Genomic DNA, 12034 nt, shown 5'->3' with positions numbered 1-12034 from the left:
GGTCCGGCCGCCGGGTTCGGCTCCAGCGAGGCAGGTGCGATGGACGGCAACCGATCCGCGGTGGTCCTCGGCGGCGGCTCGGGAATCGGCAAGGCCTGCGCCGAACTGCTGGACGAGCAGGGATGGCTGGTCAGCGTCGGTGACATCGCCTTCGCGGATGAGGCGGCTGACCCGGCGGCAGACCCAGCGGCAGACCGGATCCTGCGGCTGGAGGCGGACGCGACCTCCGCGCAGGATCTCTCCCGGCTGATGTCGCAGGCGCACCAGCGCGCCCCACTCGGCGCGCTGGTGTACTCGGCCGGCATCGAACGGCACGGCTCGGTCCTCACCACCGACGAGAGCACCTGGGATCTCACGCAGGCGGTGAACCTCAAGGGCGCCTACCTCGCCGCTCAAGCCGCCATCCCGCTGATGGCTGAAGCAGGCGGTGGCGCGATCGTCGTCGTGTCATCGGTCCAGGGCATGGCGACCCAGAAGTCGGTGGCCGCCTATGCGGCGGCGAAGGCGGGCGCCCTGGGCCTGGTGCGCGCCATGGCGCTGGACCATGCCGAGCAGGGCATCCGGGTCAACGCCGTCGCTCCGGGAACCATCGACACCCCGCTGGTGCGGCAGAACGCGGCGGAGCTGACGCCGCACGACGCCGGCGAGGCACTGCGTGCCTGGGCGGACATGCACGCGCTCAAGCGGATCGGCCGGCCGGAGGAGGTCGCCAGCGTGGTTGCCTTCCTGCTCTCTGAAGGCGCCTCGTTCGTCACCGGCGCCACCTGGGTCGTCGACGGCGGCCTGCTGGCCTCCTACTGACGCCCGCGACCTGCTGGGCTCCTACTGACGCGCCCGCGACCTGCTGGCCTCCTACTGACGCCCGCGGCCTGCCTCAGTCCAGTCCCAGCGCGTTGAGCACCCCCTGCAGATAACCGATCGCATGCGCCCGGCCGCGACTGCAGTACGCCTCGGAGGAGGTGTCACCCCAGGTGTCCAAGTCCCCGATCATCGCCGGCACGTGGTCATCGATCAAGAACCCGTCGAAACCCACGGCGTGCAACCGGCGGATGACCCGCGCGGGATTGAGGTTGCCCTCGCCCAGAAAGCATTCGGTGAACCGCGGGACGGTGCCCCGCACGTCGCGGAAGTGGACGTAGAAGATCCGGCCCAGCGCTCCCAACTGGTCGATCACCTCGTTGACCGAGTCCTCCCCCGCCATCTCCGAGACGGTGCCGAGGCAGAAGTTCAGCCCCCAGGCAGGACTGCCGTTGGCACGCCGGTAGCCCTCGGCGATGGCCGCCGACGAGGTGAAGATCCGCGCCGCCTGCCCCAGCGGCTGGTCCACCGGCGGGTCGTCAGGGTGCAGGGCAAGCCGAACGCCGACCTCTTCGGCCACCGGAAGCACCGCGTCCAGGAAGTACTGGTAGTTGTCCCACATCTGCTCGGCGGTGATCGGCTCGGTGATCGGCTCGTCGGGCGTCAGCTTGTAGGAGGCCAGCGCGTTGCCCTCGCCGGCACGTGCCAGGTCGAACCCGGTGACCTTGGCGCCGCCGCGACCGGATGCGCCCATCTCGGTGCGCCACACGTAGGTGGCGATGAAGTTGTACCCGAGCAGGTCGATGCCCACCCGGGCCATGTTGCGGATGGTCCGGTGATAGTTCTCGATCTGCTCGTCCCGTCCCGCCAGGCCGCGCTGGATCTTGAAGAAGTGCGCCGCCGGCACGTTCTCCAGGCCGTCGATGGTCAGGCCGTCGCGGTCGCACCGATCGCGTAAGGCCTGCAGCTCGCCGAGGCTCCAGTGACCGTCCGCACCCGGCAGCGCGGTCGGCGTGTGCAGCTGCACGCTGGGCAGTCCCAGTTGGTGGGCGAAGGCCGCCACCGCGTCGTCGTAGGAGTCGATGTGCCCGAGTGAGAGGCGAATGCCCATGATTGTCTACCCTTTCGTGCCGGTCAGGCCGACCGCAGGCGCTGGGTCTGGCTGCCGAGCCCATCGATCCGAAGCCGCACGACGTCACCCGGACTCAGGTAGGCAAACCTCCCGGACAGCGCCACTCCCGCCGGTGTGCCGGTGTTGAGGACGTCGCCGGGCTCGAGCACCGTGACCTGGCTCAGCTGCCAGATCAACTCCGCGACGCTGAACACCATGTCGGCCGTGGTCGAGTCCTGCCGCGGGTCCCCATTCACCCAGGAGCGCAGCCCAAGCGACTGCGGATCGGCTATCTCCTCGGCCGTGACCAGCCACGGCCCCAGCGGATTGAAGGTCTCGCAGCTTTTGCCTTTCGACCATTGGCCTCCGCTGCTCTCCAGCTGGAACCCACGCTCGGAGACATCGTTGCTGATGGCGTATCCGGCCACGAAACGCAGCGCCTGCGCGGGTGAGTCGAGGTAGCGCGCTCGGCGGCCGATGATCACCGCCAGCTCGACCTCCCAGTCGGTCTTGGCAGACCCCCGAGGGATGAGGACGTCGTCGTCGGGCCCGACGACGGTGTTGGGAGCCTTGTAGAACATCACCGGCACGTCGGGAGGCGGCGAGCCGGACTCGGCGGCATGCGCGGCGTAGTTCATCCCGATGCACAACACCACCGACGGCCGGGCGACCGGGGCGCCGATCCGCTGGCCTGCCACGTCGATCTCTGGCAGGTCCCCGCGCTCCAGCGCCTGCCGGACCCGGTCCAGGCCGCCGTCGCTGAGGAATTGCCCGTCGATGTCGCCGGTCACCCCGCTGAGGTCTCGGTGCACGCCGTTGGCGCCGAGCAGCACCGGGCGCTCCATGCCGGGCTCGCCGACCCGCATCAGCCGCATGTCCGCCTCCTTCGATGATCGGCGCCCCAGCCCCCCGCTCAACCGGCGAGGAGGCCGCCGTCGATGACCAGTTCGGTTCCGGTGATGAAAGCGGCGTCATCGCAGGCGAGGTACAGGGCCGCCAGCGCCACCTCCCGCGGCTGTCCCAGCCGGCCCATGGGTTGGCGGTCGATCAGCGCCTGCCGTGCCTGGGAGGGGTCCGGCGCCTGGTCCAGCAGTCGCCCGACCCACGGCGAGTCGACGGTGCCGGGGCAGATGCAGTTGCACCGGACGCCGGTGCCGGCGTACTGGATGGCCACCTGCCTGGTGAGCGCGATGACCGCCCCCTTGCTGGCGCAGTAGGCAGTGCGATCGCGCAGCCCGACGAGGCCGGCCACCGACGCCGTGTTCACGATCGCGCCGCTGCCCTGGGCCAGCATGGGCGGCAGCGCCTGCCGGATGCCCAGAAAGGCGCCCCGGGCGTTGACGGCGAACACCCGATCCCATTCCTCGACGGTGCAGGTCAACGGGTCGGCCGTGGAGCCGACGCCGGCGTTGTTGCACAGCACGTCAAGCCTGCCGGTGTCGCTGAGAATGCGCTGGACGATGCTGCCGAACGCCGCCTCGTCGCTGACGTCGAGCGGCACGGCGTTCGTGCCGTCCGGGCAGCCGGCGGGTGCGATGTCGGCGGCGTACACCGTCGCGCCTTCAGCCAGGAACGCGGCGGCCATCTCCCAGCCGATGCCCGAACCCGCCCCTGTCACCAGCACGCTGCGACCGTCGAACCGGCTCATCTCAACCGCCCTGTGAAGTGGTCACATCTCGACTGTAGGACACCCTCGCGCCGGCAGGCACTACGCCGGCTCGAGGTCGACCGCGGTGTACCGGCGCCTTGCCTTGGCCGACCGTCGAGCCGGTGGCTGCTCGCCGGAGCCGCAGGCGACCAACTCGACGTCCAGCATGACCTGTCGCTTCAGTCGCCGGTTGGGGGTGTCAAGCCGCTGGAACAATCGAAGCGCCGCCGCGCGACCGAGCCTGACCGGGTCCTGCTCGATGAACGAGATAGCCGGCTTGACGCTGCCCGAAAGCGGGAAGTCCCCGAAGCCCACGAGTGCCATGTCGCTACGCCCGAGGCTTTGCAGCACCGGTATGAGCCCGATCGTGCACCGCGCGTTGGAGGAGAAGATCGCCGTGGGCTCGTGGGACTCCCGCAGGAACGCCACGAAGGAACGAGCCATCTCAGAACTCGACGTGCCCCCGAGCACGACCGAGTTCGCAGACTCGCTCATGCCGGCGCCGAGCAGGACGGACTGGTAGGCCTGCAGCCGGCGCCGGGTGGTTTGCACGTTCAGGGTGTCACCGACGAAGGCGAGGCTCGTGTGCCCGTGAGCGAGCAGATGCCGCGTGGCGGCCACACCGCCGCCATGATCGTCGGAGACGATGCTGTCGGCCACGATTCCCGTGGGGGTCCGATCGACGAAGACGAGGGGTGTCTTGTGCTGCCAGCGTTTGAGATAGGACTGGTCGTCTGAGATGGGGGTGGCGATCGCGCCGACGACCATGCGGTGAAGCAACGCCTCCATCGCCGGCTGCTCGTCCTCGGGCTCATAACCCATGCTCGCGATCACCACCGCGACGCCCCTCTGGTGGGCCACCTGCTCCACGGCATGCGTCAGGGTGGCGAAGAAGGGATCGGACAGGTCGGGCACCGCGATGGCGATCGCCGTGTCACGTCCGCTGCGAAACGTGCGAGCGAGCAGGTTCGGCACGTAGTTCGACTCGCGCATCGCCCGCAGCACCCGCTCCCGGGTTTCGGCGCTGACGTAGGGGTCTTCGTTGAAGACGCGAGACACCGTCTTGACACTCACTCCGCAGCGCAGAGCCACATCGCGCATCGTTGTCATCGCATACCTCCCCGACGTCTCATCCGCGAGCCTTGTCCTTAACGAACCTCTCGCGCACCTCGGCCAGCTTACTGACGCCGCAGGCGGTCGCCCGAACGCCGGGATCGTGGCGGGCCGAGCCAGCGGGGGGACCGGGTAGAGGCCCGGTCCCCCCGGCGGGTCAGCAGTCGGACTTGTAGATGGCCTGCGCACCCTCGCCGTCGACGTTGTCCTTGGTGATGACGGTGAAGCCGGTCTGGACCTTCGCGGGCGGCTGCTGGCCCTCCAGCTTGGCGACCGCGGCGTCGACGCCGTACTGGCCGATCGCGGCCGGCTGCTGGGCGACCAGAGCCTGCACGGTTCCGTCCCTGAGCGCCTTGACCTGGTTCGGGCCCGCGTCGAAGCCCACGATCCTGACCTGGTTCTGCTTGCCGGCCTGCCGCACACCGGTCGCCGTTCCCTCGGCGGAGAACAGGTTGGCGGCGAACACCCCGACGATGTCAGGGTCCTTCTGCAGCGCGGAGCTGATCAGGTTGGACGCGGTGGCAGGGTCATTGTGCGAGTACTGGATGCCGAGGTACTGGTACTTGGAGTCAGCCTTGACCGCGTCCTCGAATCCCTTCGCGCGCGCGTCGGTGGTGGAGATGCCGGGATCGACCGACATGATCATCACCTTGCCGCCCTCGGGCGCCAGCGTCTTGATGGCCTCGAACGCCGCCTTGCCGCCGCCGATGTTGTCCGAGGCGATCTGCGAGGTGGCGAAGGACGGGTCCTTCACCGTGGTGTCGACCAGCACCACGTCGATGCCGGCCTGCGCCGCCGACTGCAAGGGCGCTTGCATCGCGCTGACGTCGGTCGGCGCGATCAGGATCGCGTCCGGCTTGGAGGAGACGACGGAGTCCACGATCGGCCTCTGGAGGGTGGGGTCGAACTTCTGCGGGCCCTGGACCCTCACCGACACGCCCAGCTTGCTTGCCTCGGCCTGGATGCCGCATTGCATGGTGATGTAGAACTCGTCACCGGCGACGCCCTGGATGAAGGTCAGGTTGTAATTCTTGCTGGCCTTGGCAGGCGCGGTCACCGACGTCGCCGTCGCCTGGGCGGCGCCGGCTGAACTCGAGCCGCCCGCCGCGCCGGCCGTGACCGTGACGGTCGGAGCAGGCTTGGAGTTCGTGCAGGCAGCCAGCGGCAAGGCCAGGCACGCCAGGCCGATCGTGATCCTAGGAATTCTGGACGAGGTCACAGCTGCTCCTTCTACTTGGTCCGGGTCAGTAGGGCGAGAATCGGGTTCTTGCGTCCGGCGCCGCGCAGGGCTGCCCTGCGCCGGGACTGGTCGACGTAGACGGCCGCCACGAGCACCGTGCCGACGGCGACGCCCTGCCAGAAGGCCTCGACACCGATGATGACGAAGCCGGCCTGCAGGACCGCCGGGATGAACAGGCCCACCACAGTGCCGAAGATCGATCCCTCACCGCCGAAGATGGAGGTGCCGCCGATCACCACCGCGGCGATGACATTGAGATTGGTCAGGGACTGGCCGGCGATCGTGGTGGTGCCGAACTGGGCCAGGGACAGGCACGAGGCGAAGCCCGCCAGCAGCCCGGACATGGCGTAGATCATGATCAGATGCCGGTCGACCTTGATCCCGACCCGGCGTGCGGCTTCCTCGTTGGACCCGATGGCGTAGGTGTATCGCCCGAACTTGGTCTTGTGCAGGATGATCCCGCCGATGACCACCACGATCAGCGCGACGAAGGGCAGCGACGGGATGCCGAGCACCTTGATGTAGGTGTTGAAGTCCGTCATCGCCATGGGGACCGCGCGGATGTCGATGCCCTTGGTGATCACCTGAGCCAGGCCCAGGGCCACCGACAGCGTTCCCAGCGTCACGATGAGGGGCGGGATCTTCGACTTGGCGACCAAGGCGCCGTTCAGCGTTCCCCACGCCGTTCCCGCGATGACCGCTGCGAGGATCCCGATAGTGGCCACCGCCCATCCGTCGCCGCCGACGCGCTCCATCACCTTGGCCGCGATCACCGAGGAGAACACCAGCACCGACCCGATGGACAGGTCGATGCCGGAGGTGATGATGATGAAGGTCATCCCGACGCCCAGCACCGCCCAGACGGCGACATTCTGCGAGATCAACGAGAAGTTGCTGGTGGAGAGGAACTTGTTGCCCGCGGCTATCGAGAAATAGGCCACGATGACGAGCAGGACACCGAGGATCCAGACCGACTGAAGACTGAGGATCCGCTTGACCACCGAAGGGTGCTGCTCGGTCGGATCCGGGACGGCGACATCTCCCCGCTCGGGAGGCGTCGTGGTGAGAACGCTCATGACTTTGCCCTTCCTGCCAACTCCAGCGCACCGGTCATGGCGCCGACGAGCTGCTCGACGGTGGTGCCCTTCGCGGGCAACGTCGCCACCCGGGTGCCCAGCCGCATCACCTGGACCCGATCGGCGACCTCAAGCACATGCGGCATCGAGTGCGAGATCAGCACCACCGCGATACCCCTGTCGCGGACACGTTTGATGGTGTCCAGGACGTTCTTGGTCTGCACCACGCCCAGGGCGGCGGTGGGCTCGTCGAGGAAGACGACCTTGCCGGCCCACGCGATCGCCCGCACGATGGCGATCTGCTGGCGCTGCCCGCCGGACATCGAGCCCACCGGCGCCGTCAGCGACCGCACCGTGCCCCCCAGGTCGGCGAAGCCGGCCTGAGCCTTGGCCTTCATCGCCTTGTCGTCCATGAACCCCAGCTTTCCCAGGAGTCCCCGCCGTGGGATCTCGCGGCCCAGGAACATGTTCTGGAAGGGGTTGAGATGCGGCGCCAGCGCGAGGTCCTGGTAGACGACCTCCATACCCAGGTTGGCTGCCTGTTGCGGGGTGGTGATCTTGATCGGCTCACCGTCGAAGAACAGCTGCCCGGAGTCGAGTTCGAGGTTGCCGGTCAACGCCTTGACCATCGTTGACTTGCCGGCGCCGTTGTCACCGATGAGTGCCACCACCTCCCCCGGCATGATGTCGAAGTCGGCGTCTTGCAAAGCACGCACATGTCCGAAGCTCCGGGAGATGCCCCGGGCCTCGAGAATCGGTGTCACCACGGTATTACCACCACCTCACTACATGGGGGGCTTGCGCCCCTCGATCTCTGCCGCCAGGATCACCTGATCGGTCACTTGCCTTCGGCTCCGGGCACAACGCACCCGATGAGCTCGACGCGTGCCTGAGTCGCGAGCGCCAGACTGGCGAGCCGGCTCCACCTGGCTCCTCACTGCGACACCCCGCCAAGCCGGACAAGGCTGTGGTCAACCGCGCCGCCAGGTCCCATCGCGTCAGGGTCGGTGGCGCGCAGGGCGTGGAGTTTGCGCGCGAATGCCTGATGGCGGACGCCATACCAGTCCGACCGGCCGGCCTGAGGTCGCGCCGCCGAACTCGTCACCGGGGCCAGCCGTTTGAGCAACGCGGGCTCATCGGCGAGACCGGCCGCCTTGGCGCCGAGCGCGGCGGCTCCCCGCCCGGACGCGGCGGCGACATCGACCGAGTGCAGCGGGTAGTTCAGGACATCGGCGAGCAGCTGGCGCCAGGCGGGGTGCCTGCTGCCACCACCGGCCAGGCGAAGGTGATCGACACCGTCTGCCGGAGCCAGCAGGCAGCTGACCGCATCGCCGATCGCGAAGGCGACACCCTCCAACGCCGCTCGCGCCAGCCGCTGCCGGTCGTGGCGCGGAGCCAGATTCGTCCACGCTCCCCGCATGCCTGGGTCCATGTGCGGGGTGCGCTCCCCGTTGAGATGCGGCAGGAAGAACGGATCGTCCGCCGCTGGCTCGACCAGGGCCGCATCGTAGAGCTCCTGCCAGGACATGCCGAGAACCTGCCGCACCCACGCCAGCGTCAAACCGCCGTTGAGCACGGCCGCCATCGCGTACCAGCCGCGCTCGGTCGCCGCTCGGTAGAGGTGGGTCACCGGGTCCACGCTCGACTCGACAGGCAGCGCCATGAGGGGCGTGACGACCTGCGCGCCGGTGCCGATGGTCAGCTGCGCTGTGCCCGGTTGGACCAGCCCTGACCCGAGGGCGGCCGCCGCGGTGTCCGCGGCGCCGGCAGCGACCGGGATGCCGGCGCCTAACCCGAGGAGCTCGGCCGCGTGCGGCCTCAGCTCCCCGGCGCGCTGGCCCGCGTCTGACAGGACATCAGGCAGGATCGCGGCGTCCAGGCCGAGGAACTCGATGACCTCGGTGTCCCAGGCGTCACCATGAAGGTCGTACAACAACGTGGCCGAGGCATCGCTGGGCTCGGTCGCGAAGCAGCCGGTCAACTGCGCGCGAAGCCAGTCCTTGGGTTGCAGCGCCCACCGCGTCCGCGCGTGGGTGGCGGGCTCGTGGGCGGCCAACCATGCCAGCATCGGGCCGGCCATTCCCGGCGTGAGAGGATTGGCAAGGCGGGCCCGCGCCTTGTCCGGCAGGTTCTCGTACTTGCCCAGCTCCTGGACGGCTCGCGCGTCGGACCACAGCATCGCGCGCCGAACGGGCCGCCCCGCCGCGTCTGCCGGCACCACGCCATGCATCTGTCCCGACAGCCCTATCGCCTGCGGGTCGGCGTCAGCCTTCTCCAGGCACTTCCGCACGCTCGACACGGTGGCCGCCAGCCAGTCGGCAGGATCGGTCTCTGCCCAGCCGGGCTGCTGGTTGAGGACCGGGTACTCTTCGGCCGCCTCTGCCATCACCGCGCCCTCAAGGTCTGTGAGGACCACCTTGACCGAGCTGGTGCCAAGGTCGATGCCCAGCAACGCAGGCTGTGCCACTGCCCTGGATGTCACTGGTCCCCCTCCCCTGACTGACGATTCGGTCCTGGCCTCGTGGGCTGTCAGACCTCGATGACCACCTTGTGCGCCGACGGGTCCGATGCCACCGCGTCCAGGGCTTTTCCGTAGTCGTCCAAGCTGAAACGATGTGTGATGATCCCGTCGGTCTTCGCCCGGCCGCTTCGCAGAGCGGCTATCGCGGCGCCGAACGAGGTCATCTCGGCGAAGGACCCCTTGATGGTGATCTCACGGCGGAAGACGTCGAACGGGTGGAACTGAACGACTTCGTCCGCGCGGGTGACTCCGTACACCAGCACGGTGCCGCCGTTGCGGGTGAGCGGAACGCACACGTCGCCGATGACCGTGGAGCCGGTGGCTTCCACCACGACGTCGTAGCCATCGCCTCCGGAGGCTTCCAGCAGGGTGGCCAGGATGCTTTCTGGATCGTCGCGCTTGATCTGGACCTGGTGCTCCAGGCCCAACGCCGCAGCGCGGTCCAACTTGAACTGGGTGGGACCGGCGACGGTCACCGACGCCGCGCCGCCAGTGGCGATCAGCTGAGCCAGCAGCAGACCGGTGGGCCCGGCGCCGAAGACCAGCGCCTTGCCCCCCGGGCGCGGGGCAAGGGTCTCAAGCCCGTGCATCGCGCAGGCGGCAGGCTCGGTGAAGACAGCCGTGTCACGGTCCAGGCCCTCCACGCTGAAGACGAGCAAGTGCGAGACGGCCACGTACTCGGCGAAGAAGCCGGGATAGTTGCTGCCCAAGCCCTTGGCGTTGGAGCACAGGATCAAGCGCCCGGACAGGCAGTAGTCGCAGTGGCCGCAGTAGACATTGGGATTGACGCTCACCTGCTCGCCTACCCGGAAGCGCGTCACGCCCTCACCCAGCTCATCGATCACGCCGACGAGCTCGTGGCCTGGGATCAAGGGGAAGACCGCGTTGAAGTCACCATGGTGGATGTGCAGATCGGTTCCGCAGACGCCGACCTGATCCACCTTGATCCGCACCTGCCCGGGCCCAGCCGTCGGTGTCGGGACCTCCTTGATGTCATAACTGCGGGGAGCGTCGTACACGACGGCTTTCATTCGGGTCTTCCTCTCACGGCTCTCGGGGTGCCCGAAGAGACCGGTGGACGGAGTGAAGGGTGCGCTGCGGCAGGAGGATCGCCCTCAGAAGCGGCCGGGGCGCGCCGAGTCATGGGTCTCGCCTCGACCTGCGGCAGCCCGGGCACTGTCGGCCGGCGCCTCAAGTCATCGAGATGTGTGCCACACCACTAAAGCACACGGCAACGGCGTTGTCACCGGTGTCATACAACATTGCGCTATTCACCTGTCACCGGTGTCATCAGCGCCTGGGCCGCACACCTGTCACCGGTGTCAGATCGCCGCGTTCAGACCACACCGGCACGGTTTCCTACCGGTGCTCCGCCTGAATCACCTTTGTGACGCTAGAGGTTCGCGATTAGCCGGTCAGGACGCAATCCGATCAGGATGCGATCCGACCAGCGCCGATCAGGACGCAGTCCTGCAGCGCCGCCGCCCCGGCAAGGGCGAACCGCCCCGGCAAAGACAGACGTCCCGGCAAAGGCAGACGCAGTCCGGCAAGGGGCCAGACGTCCCGGCAAAGGGCCAGACGCCCCTGACGCGGCCACGCTCAGCGGCGCGCCTCAGTCCACGGCACGGCCCGTCCCGCGGCCACGCTCACCAGCGCGTCGAGACGAGGTCGCGCCACGGTCTCGAGGAACTCCTGGCGCGCCGAGCCGGTGAGCGGCAGGACTTCGCGCCACACCGAGCGGCCCGCGATGAAGCCCGAAGCGCCACCGTCGTCGAAGGCGACTTTCAGCACCTCGCTGAACTCCTCGAACGGCACGCCGGCCGACAGGACGGCCCACGGCCGGTCAAGGACGGCCGCCAGCCGGCGGCACCCTTCCGGAGAGCCCGGGTACTCCAGCTTGAGCAGGTCGATGTCGAGCTCGTTGAGCGCCTGCGCGGACTCGATGATGGCGTTCTCACGGGCCTTGCCGCTCAGGTCCTCACCGGGCAACGGGTACACCAGGTTTTCGATCACCGACGGCACGCCCTCGGCGCGGCAGTCGGCGATCACCTCACGGCAGACGTCCAGGACCTCGGCGACCAGGTCCGGGGCGCCGGCGGCAGGAGCGGGCCGGTCGGCGCGCAGTTGCACGAAGAACTTCACGGCGTCGCCGCCCTGATCGAGCACCCACTGGGCGTTCAGCGCCGGATCACGGTGGGTCCGGGGCTCGCCGTTGAACGTCTGACGCTCGGACGGCTCGGCCGCGACGAGCAAGCCGCAGTTCGCCGCGAGCGCGCCGGCCTGCGTCACCGCCGGGACGCCGTAGGTGGGATCGAAGAGGATGCCGCTGGCGCCGGGCGTGAGCACGCGGGCGACGTCGGCCTTCGCGGTGCGCAGATCTTCGTCGCTGGCATCGAGGCCGACGGCTGTGAACATGCGACGCAACGTGTTTCGCTGATCCATCGCGATGATGGAGAACACGCCGTTGTCCGCCGCGATGTCATCGAGGGTCTTGACGGGCTTGGTGGTCGTTGTGGTCATCTTGTCT

Annotated in this window: 11 protein-coding genes; 1 reads left to right on the top strand and 10 read right to left on the bottom strand. The window is 68.5% G+C overall.

The features are described from left to right. Positions 1 to 39 precede the first annotated feature (39 nt). Positions 40 to 801, top strand: a complete 762-nt coding sequence (locus VGB75_14365) for an SDR family oxidoreductase (GenBank protein ID HEY0168223.1) — start codon at positions 40 to 42, stop codon at positions 799 to 801. A 73-nt stretch (positions 802 to 874) separates the two neighbouring features. Here VGB75_14365 and VGB75_14360 read toward each other — a convergent pair whose 3' ends face one another. The 10 genes from VGB75_14360 to VGB75_14315 form a co-directional block, all read right to left on the bottom strand. After that, complete coding sequence (locus VGB75_14360; protein ID HEY0168222.1) at positions 875 to 1909, bottom strand: mannonate dehydratase; 1035 nt, start codon at positions 1907 to 1909, stop codon at positions 875 to 877. 23 nt (positions 1910 to 1932) lie between these two features. Then, positions 1933 to 2784 carry a fumarylacetoacetate hydrolase family protein gene (locus VGB75_14355; protein ID HEY0168221.1) on the bottom strand — a complete coding sequence of 284 codons (852 nt, stop codon included), beginning with the start codon at positions 2782 to 2784 and terminating at the stop codon, positions 1933 to 1935. Positions 2785 to 2822: 38 nt separating this feature from the next. Continuing rightward, positions 2823 to 3557 (bottom strand): glucose 1-dehydrogenase, encoded by a 735-nt coding sequence (locus VGB75_14350; GenBank protein ID HEY0168220.1) that lies wholly within the window; start codon positions 3555 to 3557, stop codon positions 2823 to 2825. Between the two features lie 60 nt (positions 3558 to 3617). Next, positions 3618 to 4667 carry a LacI family DNA-binding transcriptional regulator gene (locus VGB75_14345; GenBank protein ID HEY0168219.1) on the bottom strand — a complete coding sequence of 350 codons (1050 nt, stop codon included), beginning with the start codon at positions 4665 to 4667 and terminating at the stop codon, positions 3618 to 3620. Positions 4668 to 4827: 160 nt separating this feature from the next. After that, entirely contained in the window at positions 4828 to 5889 is a 1062-nt protein-coding gene (locus tag VGB75_14340) for an ABC transporter substrate-binding protein (GenBank protein ID HEY0168218.1), read from the bottom strand. Between the two features lie 11 nt (positions 5890 to 5900). Continuing rightward, on the bottom strand, positions 5901 to 6986 hold the full coding sequence (locus tag VGB75_14335) for an ABC transporter permease (protein ID HEY0168217.1): 1086 nt from the start codon (positions 6984 to 6986) through the stop codon (positions 5901 to 5903). After that, positions 6983 to 7753, bottom strand: a complete 771-nt coding sequence (locus VGB75_14330; protein HEY0168216.1) for an ATP-binding cassette domain-containing protein — start codon at positions 7751 to 7753, stop codon at positions 6983 to 6985. Before VGB75_14330 ends, VGB75_14335 begins: the two co-directional genes overlap by 4 nt. 167 nt (positions 7754 to 7920) lie before the next feature. Continuing rightward, positions 7921 to 9453, bottom strand: a complete 1533-nt coding sequence (locus tag VGB75_14325) for an FGGY family carbohydrate kinase (protein HEY0168215.1) — start codon at positions 9451 to 9453, stop codon at positions 7921 to 7923. A gap of 62 nt (positions 9454 to 9515) precedes the next feature. After that, positions 9516 to 10538 carry a zinc-dependent alcohol dehydrogenase family protein gene (locus VGB75_14320; GenBank protein ID HEY0168214.1) on the bottom strand — a complete coding sequence of 341 codons (1023 nt, stop codon included), beginning with the start codon at positions 10536 to 10538 and terminating at the stop codon, positions 9516 to 9518. A 568-nt stretch (positions 10539 to 11106) separates the two neighbouring features. Next, on the bottom strand, positions 11107 to 12027 hold the full coding sequence (locus VGB75_14315; protein HEY0168213.1) for a hypothetical protein: 921 nt from the start codon (positions 12025 to 12027) through the stop codon (positions 11107 to 11109). Positions 12028 to 12034: the final 7 nt, after the last annotated feature.

This window comes from Jatrophihabitans sp. (assembly GCA_036399055.1).
In the GTDB taxonomy this organism is placed as follows: domain Bacteria; phylum Actinomycetota; class Actinomycetes; order Mycobacteriales; family Jatrophihabitantaceae; genus Jatrophihabitans_A.
The sequence above is the reverse complement of the archived record's forward strand: the minus strand, read 5'-3'. Positions and strand labels throughout refer to the sequence as shown.